Here is a 14,618-nt window from a genome sequence, read left to right as displayed (position 1 = left end):
TACCAAGCCGCAATATTACTTAATTAAGCGAATTGGTATCTAAAAAGGAGCTAAGGCTCCTTTTTTTGTGGCTGAAAATAATCGTTATCGAGTTTTATTTCTATGGCTTCACTTTCTTTAAACGGCAATTTAGCTAAGTCTTCAGCGAAGTAGCTAGCAAATAACTGTTCAAACTCGCCCGTGCTCTTCATCGTTGTCAGTCCTTTCATTAACACTTCAGCTAGTTCAGGCCTGTGATTACTAACAAAAAAGTAAAATGCTGTTGGATAACTGATATATAAGTTTGGCACTATAACCAGCTCATCACTTTTCACTTGCTCTAGTTCAGAGATCACTTCAATGAACGAACGCGGAAAATAATCAACTCGCCCTCTGATCACTAAACTAAACATCGCTTGATAATTTGCCAGCGGCCTGACTGTTAGGCCATTTTGCGCAAGAATTTTTGTATCCGGCCAATCATGCCCTTGAATTGCCGTTAAAGGCGCTAAGTCTTGTTTCGTTTTTACTGATTCGAAAAGTGGTAAAAATGCACGTTTCGTTAGTAGAGCTCGCTTACCAATATAACCCTTGAACAAAGGCACAGGTACTGCAATGGCAAGGTGTTCTCGCTCAGGGCTTGTCATGCTCCAAAATATATCTGCTTGCTTTGCATCAAGCATCAGTAAGGTACGTTGTTGATGAGGGTGTACTAATACCTCATTAATTTCTGCTTGGTAATTACCAGCACGTAAAGCCGCTGCCAGTAATTCATGAAGATAATAATCACGCTTGTAGAGCGGGCGCTGTTCAATCGCTAAATTCACCACATTTTTTGCTTCTGTGGTAAGGCTGTATCCTAGGCTAAGCAATACTAAAATTGCGCTACATAGTCGCTTCATTGTTATTTTTTGATAGTGTTTTTTTTAAGCTACACCTACTCAAATGTAGACACAAGCAAAACTTACTAAACTTAAATTTTCTTCATAGTCCGACAGATGCACTGTCATCTTTCGCACAACTAAGGCGCACAACAGCTGGTGCTGGTCGCCTTCTTTGGCAAACAAATAAATGGCTACTTTGATAACGCTTAGCTTCTTTTTTTGCATCTGTCGCCAGCGCAGCTACCTGATGACTATTAATACATAGCTCTAAATCTGGCTTAACTAACCCTATCGATAGTGTAAGTAAAGGCACAAACTGCTTTTTACCTTCTCGATTACTTGCCCAATAACCCCCTTGCTCAATATGCTCAGGCGTAAAAAATGCGCGAGATTGATGCTCAAATTTATTAATGATGTCATGGCACACTTGCTCTGCATCATTTTTATCAAACACGACCATAAAATCATCCCCGCCAATGTGCCCCACAAAGCCTTTACTCGTGCTGCACGCCTCGACAATAACCTCAGCTAGCAGCTTTATTACGCTATCACCACTGGCGTATCCGTACAGATCATTGAATTGTTTAAAGTGGTTTAAATCAACATAGGCTAGCGAGAACGGATAATTATTGCGAAGCCTTAGCTCAATTGCTTCGTTAATCGCGACATTACCCGGCAGCATTGTAAGCGGGTTGGCATGTTGTGCATGGCGGATTTTTTCTTCAGTAATGTGCTTTAAAATATTACGTAGGGGTGCCAATCCTAAGTATTCACCACTTCGGGTGATCACAATGTGGCGTCGAATATCAAACTCAAATTCGGTAATTTGCTGACTCACCGTATCGAGTAACTCGTTTTCGTCTACCACTAACGGCTGTTTATCCATTAAAGAAGTAACGGGTTGCTTATCATAAAGCGCATGCCCATACGGGGCAGCAAATACTTCGGTAAGTTGATCTCGGTGTAATAAACCAACAGGAATATTATGCTCTAGTACCGCAAGGCTCGTTAAGGTTTTATCTTGCTCAAAAATTTTATGAGCATCTTTACAGCGGGTTGCTGATTCAATACTTGCATGTTCAACGGCTAACCAGCCAATCGCCATAGACTGTTCAAAATTACTTTCAGTATCTGATGATTCTAAATGCTTTAGGCAGTGAATATTAATTTCGTAACTGGGCTGTAAACTTGGCCTTTCTAACAAAAAGCCTTGTGCATGCTGTACCCCTAAACTTTCGAGTAAACGAAGCTCCTCTACACGCTCAATGCCTTCTGCTATTACTTGCGTATTGGTTGCTTTAGCAAGCTCAATAATAGACTTTAAAAACTCTTTTTTAACCACACTCTGATCGCAATGATCAATAAAATAGCGGTCTATTTTTACAAATTCAGGACATAACTCAGACCATTGTTTTAAGCCCGAATAGCCGGCGCCTAAATCATCAATTGCAATCGAAAAACCTAGCTCACGATAATGTGCAATAGTCTTTAACAATAAAAAGCCATCATCGACTTTTTCTTGCTCTGTAACCTCGATAACCACACGATTAGCAGCTAAACCGAAGTGCTCAACAAGGTGCAAAGTTTCACCTTTTGGATGACACGGATCGAGTAAAGTTTTAGGGCTTACATTTAAGAATAACTTACCTTGTAGGTTAAGCTTAACAAAGTTCTCAATCGCTTTACTGCGGCAAAGTAACTCTAACTCAGAGATTTTATGACAAGCAATGGCTTCGCTGAACAATGCACAGGGCATTTCTAACTCAGAATCTCTAGGCCCACGACTTAACGCCTCATAGCCCAAAATATGTTGATTAGAAATATCAAAGATAGGTTGAAACAAGGTTTCAATTGCACTGTTATCTAAGATCTGCTGTAGTTGTGCGCTCACCTTACACCTAGCATCAGTAATACAAATAGGCGACTAAATTAGCAACCTTGTATGACAATTTTATGGCAAGGCTATGACTAGCAATGACTACTCAGCAGCAATCATTTCTATCTGCTTGATGCGTGCAAAACTATCAATCATTTTTAACTTTGCGTGTTGGTAATCACTTTGTGCTAAATCTGCTTGTTGAGTTAGTGTATAGACCGCAAGTGGATTAAGTAATAGCTTTTGTGCGTGGTAGCAACTCGGCGCTGAGAATTCAGGTAATTTGGGGAGCTCTTCTTGAGACCCGCCATTTTCTATCTCTATATGTTGCTGTTTAATCATGGCTATTTGCGCCATAACGTTTAGACTTTCTTCGCATTCAGGCAGTTGCTCTTTAAGATTTACAAACAACTGCTTTGATGAGCCGATTAAAGTTGTTACTGAGTCACTTATCTGCGTTGGCGTAGATTGGCTTTGTAATAAACTGACTACATGCCAAGCCAGGTTTTGATACATATCTAATTGCTGTCGCACATCACCACTTGTATTGCTGCTTTCAGGCTGCTGGGGTGATGGCTCTTCTGAACATGCAACAAGCAAACAAAGTGAACACGCGCTCAGCATTAGCTTTTTAATAAGTTTTCTCATAAATAACAGTATATTACCGCCTCGTCATTTAATTTATCTTTGCAAGTGAGTGAATGAGATGCCTTCAAGTAAAAGCAACGCAAACTAACTAAGCAAGGCCTCTCGCTAATAGCATTTATAAATGCAATAACGCTTCAGCAGTAGACTCATTTGTAATGAGGGAATTGATCATACCAGACTCTATTGCCCCGGCAATGGCTGGAACCTTGTTCTGCCCTGCAGCAATTCCTATTACATGTTTGTCTCGACGAGTAGACAAAGCAACGCTCGTTACACGCTGGTTTATGTCAGATTGAACGAGTTTACCATTACTATCAAATATCCAACTTATTACTTCACCTGTGGCACCCATAGCCTCAAGTGCCGCAAGCTCATGTTGTGTAATAAACCCATCTAAATGTAAAGGGGAGTTTATCCCCAAGTCACCAACCCCGACAAAATATACATCTGCTTGTAGGGCGAGCTCATGAACATTTTTTACATGCGTCAGCTGTTGCCATTGAGCTTTATCTGCTTGCGTACTAGCAATAACAGGAACAGGCATAGGAAAATGTCTTGCCCCTAAACGCTCTGCAACATGAATAGCAACATCATAACGACTAGCAGAACCATCCTGCGCTATGTTTCCAACCAACGAGACAATACGGTGCTGAGGGCACTGCATATTTGTAAGTTCATTAGTGCAAGCACGTAAGGCTCGTCCGGTCCCAAAAGCAATCGTCTTAGCTTGTCGGCTTTTTGCGTACCGTTCAATTTCAGCTGCACCGGCTTGTGAAAGACCCACTACAGAATCAGCATCACCCGGCACACTTGGAACCACCTCACACTTGAGTAAGCCGAAGCGTTGTTGAAGTAAATCAGCCAGTTCCATGCAACGTTTAATTGGGTGTTCGAGTCGGACTTTTATTAACCCTTTTGATACGGCCATTGCCACTAATCTTTGCGCAGATTGTCGAGATGTATTGAGTTGTTTAGCGATCTCGTCTTGTGTTTTTCCTGCAACATAATAAAGCCAACCAGCTCTGGCTGCTTCCTCTAATTTTTGGTTTTCAGTAATAGGGGGCAAAGCCATTATTTATACCTGTTTTGGCCATTAATGAAAAAATTAACAGTAAAATGATTCACTGCACCAATCTATTCGTTTTTGCTATATTTTGCAGATTAACATACAGAATCAGGCTTATTGGTATCAAACCCAACTATGCGCCAGCTATTATTGAGTTCTGGCTACTGGTTTAAAAGATACCATAAATTTTAATAACATAGCCTGTTTTAAACTTAATAGTATTACTACTCTAAAACAAAATTCAGGGTTCAAGGAAGTATTAGATATGATTTCTACCCTATTTTTACAGAGTAACCACCAAGCAACGATTAAATAAAGCCTTACTGAACAACAAACACAGTGCGAGTAAAACTTAAAAAAACAGCACGTTCACTTATGAATCGTGCTGTTTTTTATTGGTTTTGCAAAAAACTAGCGGGATATTTCTTAACTATTTTTTACAGCCATCTATTGGCACACAATATAAAACTAGAGATTAGAAGTTAAAACTCAGCTGTAAACCCGCAATGATGGCATTCTCTTCTTCGCGATCACCATTTGGATGAATAATGAATTGAACACTTGGCATCAACTCAATCGCAGGCGTAATTGCATAATTGTAGTTAAGCTCAATCGGGTATTCATGACTACGCACGTTAAAATCACTATTTATATGATTTACATTATATTTATGCTGTGCATCAGTTAACTCTTTACTGACGCTGTTTCGCCCAATAGCTAATCCAATACGGTCATTAGGGCGACTAGCATATGGCGCTGTAATAAACCCTCCTATCGCGATCACTTCACCCACTGCACTAATACTACTATCTGCATGAATCATACTCGCAAATACCCGTAATCCACCACCTGATGGATTGCGTGTTATTTGCTGTTCAAGGTTAAAATAGAATGCGTTATCCGTATCTTCAATCGCAACAGCATCAATAGTCGAACCGACCGGAAAGCCAGCTTCATTTACAAGCTTGGCTTTATCTAAGCTGCTACGCACGACACCAACTCGGTAATCCCCTTGCAAGCCATGCCCATAGTTCACTTTATATTCTAACTCTCCCACCACGGTGGTGCCGTCAATACCACCTGATGTATGCAGCTTCAACCCTTGGTTCAACGACATTACTTGTGGGTTTGCATCGTAGCTACCTATTTTAAATAATAAGTTATCCGATAACTTATACGTTAATTGCGCCCCTAAAGTACTCAAAGGATCACCATACCAACTACTACTCAAATAATTAGATGAACCACCACTGCAAAATGTTAAATGTTGAAAAGCGCAGCTCATAGCAAAAAAATCAGCGCTTGGATAAATTCGACCAATTTTAATACTGAGCTGATCATCGAACAGCTGTTGAGTTAATGAAAATTGTGTGAGACGAGTTACATTTCCTCGACCATAAATTTGCTGTGATTGAAGTAATGATGGAATACCTGCCTTATTGTTTATTAGCTCACCATTTCGATTTGTAATTTCTACTTTAAACTCAGCCCCAGACCAACCAAAAAGCTTTTCAAGATCAATATATCCACCAACAAAAAATTGGTCAGCATAAGCCACCTCATTATCAAGACCGCCTTTCAAATTATGAGCAACCTGATTGAAATAGCCTAAACGAAAATCCATACCTCGCTGCGACAATTCAGATCGTGCCCCGCTCCAGTCACCTGTTATATGTTTTTGTGCATCAAACGTTTCAGCCCCATGACTTGTAAAGGAACTTAAAACCAAAATCGCTGACATTGAAGGAATTAAACGTCGCTTTTTCACTGAACAACGAAAAAACAACATTTTTGATTTCTGTGTTACTGCAATCGATTGATTGTTATCCATGTATGTGTTCTCCATTTTAATTACGCTCGAGTACTCTAAACTCATCGCCAAATTGTTACTACCACCTTTCACTTTGAGCAAACAAACACTGACTGAGCATATTCCCAACACATATAATATTTGTCAATAAAAACAGCAAGAGCTTGCCAAACATCGAAATGACAAATAACAGTATAAAATCACTAAAAAACAACATTAAGTCAGTTAAATATCACTAGAGTTATGATGAATGATGAACCCCTCTCTTTATCTACTCATTAACTTATTATTGACAAAACAATACACCAGTAGGATTATGCCCAAAGGCAACAACAATGCCCAAACAAATTATTTACCATGGAGTAGGTAATTTATTACAGTTGAATTAGACGCGTTGATCCATAACACACACCTTGTTTGAGTCGAGGTTTTCATATTTTTAGGAAGTTTTAATAAAAAAGAATCCCTTTAAAGAACATTAAAGAGCAGCACGTCATATGACTAACAGGGACAAGTACTTATGAAAAGTAATCAGGTCGATTTAAAAGGATTAGAAGAGGAACAATTACCGATTGCACAACACAAACTCAAAGGATGGAAGCACTTTTTAGGTCTATATGCAGGTGAACACGTAGCTGCAACGGAGTTTGTATTTGGTGCAACATTTGTCGCACTTGGCGCAACCATGACAGATATCCTCCTTGGATTACTGATCGGTAATATTCTTGCTGTATTGAGTTGGACGCTCATAACAACCCCCATAGCTGTAGAAACACGTTTAAGTTTATATACCTACCTACAAAAAATTGCTGGTGACTCGATGACCCGGCTATACAACTGGGCGAATGTAATTATATTTACTGTTATTTCTGCAGCCATGATTACAGTTTCTGCGACCGCAGTCCGCTTTGCTTTAAATATTCCGGCTCAACTTAACTGGTATCCAACTAACTCTTTATTTGTCATGGTTGTACTGGCTGTAGGGATCATTGTTGTACTTGTTGCCATGTATGGTTTTAACGCCGTATCACGCTTTTCAGGTATTTGCGCTCCTTGGTTATTCGTGATGTTTATAAGTGGTCCATTAGTGCTTATGCCAGAGCTTGCAAATGCTGTTATTGGCCAAACAGTCGTCTCTAGCTGGGGAGACTTTATGCATATTGGCAGCATCTCTGTTTGGACGGGTCTTGATGCCAATGGTGAACCCGGAATTGGTTTACTCGAAGTTATAGGCTTTTCTTGGGCTGCAAATACAATTACCCATTTTGGCTTAATAGACATGGCTCTTCTGCGCTATGCAAAGAAAAAAAGTTATGGGCTATGTACCTCTGCAGGCATGTTATTTGGGCACTATATAGCTTGGATCTCTGCAGGTATTATGGGCGCGGGGACTGCAGTTTTAGTGAAGAAGTCTATTGTTGAATTGGATCCCGGCGATGTTGCATTTCACGCACTAGGCTTATCTGGGTTAGTGATCGTTATTGTCGCAGGATGGACAACTGCAAATGCCAACCTGTATCGTGCAGGCCTTGCTGCTCAAGCTATTTTTAGTAATCAATCTCGAACTAGAACCACATTTTTAGTAGGTATAGTTACAGTCATCATTGCATGTTTTCCGTTTGTATTTACCAAACTATTGCCATTATTAACCTATGCAGGTCTCTTAGTTGTACCTGTGGGCGCTATTGTATTTGCTGAGCACTTCTTATTTCCAAAACTTGGGTTAACTCGCTATTGGGTAACATACAAACAGCTTCAGCACAGCTCTGCGGCTGTTTTATCATGGGCTCTGGGACTCGTCTTTGGCTTTACGTTGAATGCGATAGACATTATGCCTTTTTACTACTTATTCATCCCAACATGGATATTTAGCATCATCGTTTATATCCAGTTAGCTAAAAGATACGGAGCTGCTGATTCATACCCAGAACAAGAAGCTGAACTTGCTGCGTTTGATACACGTGTAAAAGAATTTCATGCAGAGCAAGCAGCTAAAGAGCCTCTTTTCGCCATTGATCAGCGTGGATTTACCAAACTATTGTCAACACTTGCGTGGTTAAGCTTAGGTGTAACGATAGCACTGGCTACTAATACCATGTTCTTTTCACCTGATATCAGTTCATACGAGGCTAACCGAACATTATTTTTTAACATTGGATTTGCCTGCACAATTATCTATTTTGCTACAGCTTACTGGGCGATGCATCGTAGAAACCATTTTCAGCCAGCAAGTTTAAGGAGCTAAGATATGGACGTAATTTCACTGCAGCAATCTACGTTGAGCTCATTACCGACCACAGTGGCAGTCCCAGAATATGACCGCCAAGCATTGCAATCAGGTATCGTTCACGTAGGGGTGGGTGGATTTCATCGCTCACACCAAGCTTTCTACACTGATAACTATATTAACCGTAGTGATGATTTACGCTGGGGTATATGTGGTGTTGGTTTACGTGAAGCAGACCGCTTAGTAAAACAACATCTAGAATCACAAGACTACCTTTACTCAATTTTGACGAAGCACCCTGATGGACATACGCAAGTGCAAGTTATTGGCTGCATGACGGATTTTCTAATGGCCCCTGACGACCCTGAAGCAGTCATTAGTAAAATAGCTGCTGACGAAACGTATATTGTATCATTAACAATTACCGAGGGAGGATATAACTACGATCCATCTAGCGGTGAATTTGACTTTACTAACCCTGATATTCAGCATGATTTAGCTAACCCAGATAAACCTAAGCTTATCTTTGGTTATTTGGCTGCTGCATTAGCACGTCGACGAAAAACCGATAGGCCGCCATTTACCATTCAGTCATGCGACAATATCCAACACAATGGCGACATTACTCGAAAAATGCTTGTTACTTATATTCGAGCATTCGACCACGGACTTGCCGATTGGGTCGAAAGCCATGTTTGTTTCCCCAATGCCATGGTAGATAGAATAACTCCAGCAACGGATCAAAGCGACTTAGCACTTGCTAAGAATTTGGGCATTATTGATAAATGGCCTGTTACTTGTGAGCCATTTCATCAATGGGTGATTGAAGACAAGTTTAGTCAACAACGCCCAGCATGGGAACTTGTTGGTGCCCAGATTGTAGATGATGTAACACCTTACGAAACGATGAAGATTCGTCTACTTAATGCTAGCCACTCAGTGCTTGGCATTTTAGGTTCTTTACGCGGCTATCAAACTATTGAACAAGCAATCTGCGATCCTTTGTTCACTAAGCTTATAACCGAGTTTATGGATAGCGAAGTCACACCTATTTTAGATGCCGTACCGGGTATTGACCTTAGTGACTATAAAAAAACACTAATTGCCCGTTTTGCAAATCCAAACATCAAAGATAGCCTTACAAGAATTTGCTCACAAAGCGCAGCCAAAGTATCTACTTTTTTGGTACCAACAATTATGGAAAACCTCAAAAACAACGGTAATACTGCTATTGCGAGTTTAGTTATTGCTGGATGGTGTTTATATAGTGATACGCATTTAACCCAACAAGGAGAGCCTTTAGAGATCATCGATGATATGGCTGAAACATTACAACAGGCAGCTCATGCATCGCGAATTTCCCCGCTCGCTTTTCTGGAGCAACCGAGCATTTTTGGCGCACTTGTTGAAAACACGTCATTTTGTAATGAATATAAATCTTACATTAGTAAGCTCTATGCAGGTGTGGCTATTGAGCACATTATAGTATCACTATTAGATCAGGCTCAGGCGAAGCAAGTTTATAATTAGGCGATAAAACGCAATTAGTGACTAGTTTTGTCACTTGAATGATTAAATATCATTGCCAGTGTATATAAAAACAAAAAACCGCCCTAAATTTAGGGCGGTTTTTCTTTTTAACACTCAGTTAAGGCATAGGATCGAGATCCGCACCTTCTTTTTCAATTACTTCTGGAATTAAGTCTTCTTTACTTACACCCATTGCAATTGCTACAGCTGAAGCAACATACACAGATGAATAAGTACCGATGAATACACCAAATAGTAATGCAGTTGCGAAACCGTGGATCGTTTGACCACCCCAGCCAAATAACGCAATCAATACTAAGATAGTTGTGATTGATGTTACTAAGGTACGGTTTAACGTTTGCGTTAATGAAATATCGATAATTTCAATGGTGTCATCAATACGCACTTTACGGAAGTTTTCACGGATACGGTCAGAAACAACGATGGTATCGTTAAGTGAGTAACCTATTACCGCCAAGATTGCCGCAAGAATCGTTAAGTCAAACTCAAGACCTAGTATTGAGAATAAGCCTAATGTAATGATAACGTCGTGTAACAGTGCTGATACCGCACCTACCGCAAAACGCCATTCAAAACGAAACGCAACGTAAATTAAGATACAGATAAGTGCAGTTAACATGGCAAGGCCACCCTGCTCTTTTAGATCTTCACCCACACTTGGGCCAACAAACTCGATACGACGCATTTCTACTGTCGGCTCAACTTTTTGTAATGCCGTAATGATTTGGTTACCAATCACTTCTGCTTTTACGCCAGCACCTTGTGGAGCAAGACGGACTAGAATCTCTTTACTTGAGCCAAACAGCTGCACCGAGAAATCTTCAAAGCCGCTTTCTGTGATTGCATCACGTACTTCCTTAAGATCAGGTGCTTGAGTAAAGCCCACTTCAACAGCAGTACCGCCTGTGAAGTCGAGGCCGAAATTTAAGCCTTTAGTAAAAAACGATACGAAAGAAGCCAAAATCAACAAAGTTGATAATGTCATGGCAAACTTTCTTAACTTCATAAACGGGAGTGTTTTACCACCGAGTTTTAAAATTTGCATGCTGACTCCTAAATCGACAACTTATCAATACGCTTACCGCCAATGAATAAGTTGATTACCGCACGGGTACCAACAATGGCTGTAAACATAGAGGTGATAATACCAATCGCAAGTGTTACTGCGAAACCAGCAATAGGACCAGTGCCCACTGCAAATAGGATCACTGCTGCGATAAGCGTTGTGATATTAGCATCGAAAATGGTGCTAAATGCGCTGTCGTAACCAAAATGAACCGCTTGTTGCGGACTACGACCATCTTCAAGCTCTTCACGGATACGTTCAAAGATAAGTACGTTAGCATCAACCGCCATACCTACAGTTAATACGATACCTGCAATACCTGGTAGCGTTAAAGCAGCACCCGGAATAAGCGACATTACACCGACAATTAATACTAAGTTGGCACCCAGAGCGATGTTCGCCACCATGCCGAAACCTTTGTAATAAAAAAGCATAAATACAAGCACAAACACGAAACCTAGCACAACCGCAGTCATACCCGCTTCAATGTTCTCTTGACCTAAGCTTGGACCTACCGTGCGTTCTTCAACAATTTGAATCGGCGCAACAAGTGCACCGGCACGAAGTAATAAGCTCAGGTTATGTGCTTCAGCTGGATTATCGATACCAGTAATACGGAATGAACGGTCAAGACGGGCTTGAATCGTCGCCACGTTAATCACTTCTTCAACTTTAATAGGTGGAAGTGCTTTACCGTTTTCATCTGTTTTACCTGATGGCTTATATTCAATAAATACTGTGGCCATGCGTTTGCCGATAGCACGTTTAGTGAACGCATTCATTTTTGCGCCACCTTTGCTGTCTAGCGTAATACTAACCTGTGGACGCTGATACTCATCCATACCAGATTGCGCACCAGTAATGTGGCTACCTTCAAGGATGATGCGTTGCTTAAGTACCACTGGGTATCCATCACGTGCCATGATCACTTCAGTACCTGGCGGTACACGACCTTGTAAAGCGGCACCTGCATCGGCATTTTCGTCAACTTCACGGAATTCAAGCGTTGCTGTTGCACCTAAGATTTCTTTAGCGCGTGCAGTATCTTGTACACCCGGAAGTTGCACAATAATACGCTCAGCACCTTGGCGCTGTACGTTAGGCTCTGCAACACCGATTTGGTTAATACGGTTACGAATAATAGTTTCGTTTTGTTTGATAGCATAATCGCGAATTTCTTTTAGCTTTTGCTCGCTCATGCTGGCAAAAAAAGCGTTATCACTGCTGCTATCATCAATGTATACGTTTAACGGATAACGAGTAGATAAGAAGCGCTCTGCGGCATCTTTGTCTTCTTCGTTACGCATCTCAACACGTAGACGCTCACTACCAGCTACTCTACGAATAGTGCGATAACGTAGCTTTTCTTCACGTAAGTCACTTTTGAAATCTTGTTCCATTTGCTCAAGCTGAGTATCAACCGCCGTCGCCATGTCGATTTCCATAGTAAAGTGAACACCACCGCTTAAATCTAGGCCTAGCTTCATCGGGTTACCACCCAATGCTTTTAACCACTCAGGTTGAGCCGGAGCCATATTGATTGCAGAGATGTAATCTTCACTAAGGGAATCACGCAGTATATCTTGCGCTTTTAGTTGCTCTTCAACATTCTTAAAACGAACCAGGATTTGTCCGTCTTCAAGTTTGCTTGATTTAACAGTAACGTTATGTTCTTTGAGGGTCGCATTTACTTTATCGAGTACGCTGAGGTCAGCATCAGTACCTTTAGTGCCCGATACTTGTATGGCCGGGTCGCGGCCATACAAGTTAGGTGAGGCATACAGAATACCAACGACTAACACAACAAGAACAAGTAAATACTTCCATAATGGAAACTTGTTTAACACGTGTGAGTCCTTATTTTTATTGTTATAGCGACTTCATAGTGCCTTTTGGCAATACTGCAGAAACAGCTGATTTTTGTACTGTTACTTCTGCTTGGTCGTTTAATGAAATCACGATGAAGTCTTTGTCATCAGCGATTTTAGCGATCTTACCTACTAAACCACCTTGCGTTAGTACTTCGTCGCCTTTTGCCATTGCGCTCATCAGGGCTTTATGCTCTTTTACACGTTTAGCTTGAGGGCGGTAAATTAAGAAATAAAATACCAAACCGAAAATACCCAACATGATTAGCATTTCCATGCCACCACCTGCTGGTGCTGCACCTGCCGCACTTGCGTGGGCGTTTGAGATGAATAAACTCATTTCACTTCCTCTTTAATTTTTCTAAAAATTTAATCTGATGTATCTGCAAGCTCTGGCACTTCTTGGCCGCGGCGTGCATAAAAATCTGCAACAAATTCGTCTAGTTTGCCATTACTGATGGCATTACGTAAGCCTTCCATCACGCGTTGATAATAACGTAAGTTATGAATCGTGTTTAGACGTGCGCCTAAGATTTCATTACATTTATCAAGATGATGCAAGTATGCACGTGAATAGTTTTTACACGTATGACAATCACACTCAGGATCCAGTGGGCCCGTGTCTGTTTTATGTACTGCATTACGGATTTTAACAATGCCACCCGTTACAAATAAGTGACCATTACGGGCATTACGTGTAGGCATTACACAGTCAAACATATCGATACCACGGCGAACCGCTTCAACTAAGTCTTCTGGTTTACCAACCCCCATTAAGTAACGAGGCTTATCTTCCGGCATTTTGTAAGCACAGTGATCAAGGATATTGATCATCTCGTTTTTCGGCTCACCCACCGATAAACCACCTAATGCATAACCATCAAAGCCAATTTCTTCTAGGCCTTTTTGTGATTGTGCACGAAGCTCAGGGTACATGCCACCTTGGATAATACCAAATAGCGCTGCAGGGTTATCGCCATGACCTTCTTTTGAGCGTTTAGCCCAACGAAGTGATAACTCCATAGAATCTTTAGCTTCTTTTTCAGTCGCTGGGTATGGCGTACACTCGTCAAAGATCATCACAATATCAGAGCCTAAATCGCGCTGAACTTGCATCGCTTTTTCTGGTGAAAGCATGATCTTTTCACCATTAACTGGTGAGCTGAACATCACGCCTTCTTCAGTGATTTTACGCATTGCGCCTAAGCTGAATACTTGGAAGCCGCCTGAGTCAGTAAGAATTGGGCGATCCCAATTCATAAAGTCGTGTAAGTCACCGTGTTGCTTAATGATTTCTGTACCAGGGCGCAGCATTAAGTGAAAAGTATTACCTAGGCAAATTTGCGCGCCAGTGTCTTTCACTTCGTCCGGCGTCATACCCTTAACGGTGCCGTATGTGCCTACAGGCATAAATGCTGGCGTTTCTACAACACCACGTTCAAAAATCAAGCGGCCGCGGCGCGCTTTACCGTCAGTGCGGTCTAATTCAAATTTCATATTATCCTCAGTGTCGGAAAAACAGTCCAACAAGCTATAATTTAACCGCTCGATTCTACCCTGTTTGCAGCTTTATTACTATTAATTGGGCTAAATTCGAAAATAAAAAGCCCAGTTAAAAAACTGGGCTTTTTAAAATCTAAACT

At 41.0% G+C, this 14,618-nt stretch carries 11 protein-coding genes; 2 read left to right on the top strand and 9 right to left on the bottom strand.

Annotated features, from left to right (window positions below; genetic code table 11):
* Window positions 1-50: 50 nt before the first annotated feature.
* The 5 genes from E5N72_RS03975 to E5N72_RS03955 all read right to left on the bottom strand — a co-directional run bounded on the left by E5N72_RS03975 (window position 51) and on the right by E5N72_RS03955 (window position 6,284).
* Window positions 51-881 (bottom strand): transporter substrate-binding domain-containing protein, encoded by an 831-nt coding sequence (locus tag E5N72_RS03975; RefSeq protein WP_135923325.1) that lies wholly within the window; start codon window positions 879-881, stop codon window positions 51-53.
* Window positions 882-963: 82 nt separating this feature from the next.
* Complete coding sequence (locus tag E5N72_RS03970; RefSeq protein ID WP_135923324.1) at window positions 964-2,754, bottom strand: GGDEF domain-containing protein; 1,791 nt, start codon at window positions 2,752-2,754, stop codon at window positions 964-966.
* A gap of 87 nt (window positions 2,755-2,841) precedes the next feature.
* Complete coding sequence (locus tag E5N72_RS03965) at window positions 2,842-3,387, bottom strand: hypothetical protein (protein WP_135923323.1); 546 nt, start codon at window positions 3,385-3,387, stop codon at window positions 2,842-2,844.
* 115 nt (window positions 3,388-3,502) lie between these two features.
* Window positions 3,503-4,459 (bottom strand): sugar-binding transcriptional regulator, encoded by a 957-nt coding sequence (locus tag E5N72_RS03960; protein ID WP_135923322.1) that lies wholly within the window; start codon window positions 4,457-4,459, stop codon window positions 3,503-3,505.
* 469 nt (window positions 4,460-4,928) lie between these two features.
* A complete protein-coding gene (locus tag E5N72_RS03955) occupies window positions 4,929-6,284 on the bottom strand; it encodes a carbohydrate porin (RefSeq protein ID WP_205994289.1) in 1,356 nt (451 codons plus the stop codon).
* Window positions 6,285-6,783: 499 nt separating this feature from the next.
* On the opposite strand from E5N72_RS03955, the gene E5N72_RS03950 reads away from it, so the two are divergent.
* Together E5N72_RS03950 and E5N72_RS03945 are read left to right on the top strand one after the other, a co-directional pair.
* A complete protein-coding gene (locus E5N72_RS03950; protein WP_135923321.1) occupies window positions 6,784-8,508 on the top strand; it encodes a hypothetical protein in 1,725 nt (574 codons plus the stop codon).
* Between the two features lie 3 nt (window positions 8,509-8,511).
* Window positions 8,512-10,020 (top strand): mannitol dehydrogenase family protein, encoded by a 1,509-nt coding sequence (locus tag E5N72_RS03945; protein ID WP_135923320.1) that lies wholly within the window; start codon window positions 8,512-8,514, stop codon window positions 10,018-10,020.
* A 118-nt stretch (window positions 10,021-10,138) separates the two neighbouring features.
* Here the strand turns inward: E5N72_RS03945 and secF are convergent, their stop codons facing one another.
* The 4 genes from secF to tgt are packed head-to-tail and all read right to left on the bottom strand — an operon-like array spanning window position 10,139 to window position 14,472.
* On the bottom strand, window positions 10,139-11,086 hold the full coding sequence (gene secF, locus E5N72_RS03940; protein WP_135923319.1) for a protein translocase subunit SecF: 948 nt from the start codon (window positions 11,084-11,086) through the stop codon (window positions 10,139-10,141).
* Between the two features lie 8 nt (window positions 11,087-11,094).
* A complete protein-coding gene (gene secD, locus E5N72_RS03935; protein ID WP_135923318.1) occupies window positions 11,095-12,954 on the bottom strand; it encodes a protein translocase subunit SecD in 1,860 nt (619 codons plus the stop codon).
* 22 nt (window positions 12,955-12,976) lie between these two features.
* Complete coding sequence (gene yajC, locus E5N72_RS03930; protein WP_036973302.1) at window positions 12,977-13,315, bottom strand: preprotein translocase subunit YajC; 339 nt, start codon at window positions 13,313-13,315, stop codon at window positions 12,977-12,979.
* A 29-nt stretch (window positions 13,316-13,344) separates the two neighbouring features.
* The gene (tgt, locus tag E5N72_RS03925) at window positions 13,345-14,472 is read right to left on the bottom strand and encodes a tRNA guanosine(34) transglycosylase Tgt (protein ID WP_058583935.1); all 1,128 of its coding nucleotides are present in this window, start codon (window positions 14,470-14,472) and stop codon (window positions 13,345-13,347) included.
* Window positions 14,473-14,618: the final 146 nt, after the last annotated feature.

It is taken from the genome of Pseudoalteromonas sp. MEBiC 03607, from assembly GCF_004792295.1.
In the GTDB taxonomy this organism is placed as follows: domain Bacteria; phylum Pseudomonadota; class Gammaproteobacteria; order Enterobacterales; family Alteromonadaceae; genus Pseudoalteromonas; species Pseudoalteromonas lipolytica_C.
Note: the sequence above shows the minus strand (reverse complement) of the source record. Positions and strands in the feature narration are given on the sequence as shown.

Excerpts from the sequence above, each read along its gene's own strand:
- E5N72_RS03975 (WP_135923325.1), bottom strand. The coding sequence starts at position 881 with ATGAAGCGACTATGTAGCGCAATTTTAGTATTGCTTAGCCTAGGATAC.
- E5N72_RS03965 (WP_135923323.1), bottom strand. The coding sequence starts at position 3,387 with ATGAGAAAACTTATTAAAAAGCTAATGCTGAGCGCGTGTTCACTTTGT.
- E5N72_RS03960 (WP_135923322.1), bottom strand. The coding sequence starts at position 4,459 with ATGGCTTTGCCCCCTATTACTGAAAACCAAAAATTAGAGGAAGCAGCC.
- E5N72_RS03955 (WP_205994289.1), bottom strand. The coding sequence starts at position 6,284 with ATGGATAACAATCAATCGATTGCAGTAACACAGAAATCAAAAATGTTG.
- E5N72_RS03950 (WP_135923321.1), top strand. The coding sequence starts at position 6,784 with ATGAAAAGTAATCAGGTCGATTTAAAAGGATTAGAAGAGGAACAATTA.
- E5N72_RS03945 (WP_135923320.1), top strand. The coding sequence starts at position 8,512 with ATGGACGTAATTTCACTGCAGCAATCTACGTTGAGCTCATTACCGACC.
- secF (WP_135923319.1), bottom strand. The coding sequence starts at position 11,086 with ATGCAAATTTTAAAACTCGGTGGTAAAACACTCCCGTTTATGAAGTTA.
- yajC (WP_036973302.1), bottom strand. The coding sequence starts at position 13,315 with ATGAGTTTATTCATCTCAAACGCCCACGCAAGTGCGGCAGGTGCAGCA.
- tgt (WP_058583935.1), bottom strand. The coding sequence starts at position 14,472 with ATGAAATTTGAATTAGACCGCACTGACGGTAAAGCGCGCCGCGGCCGC.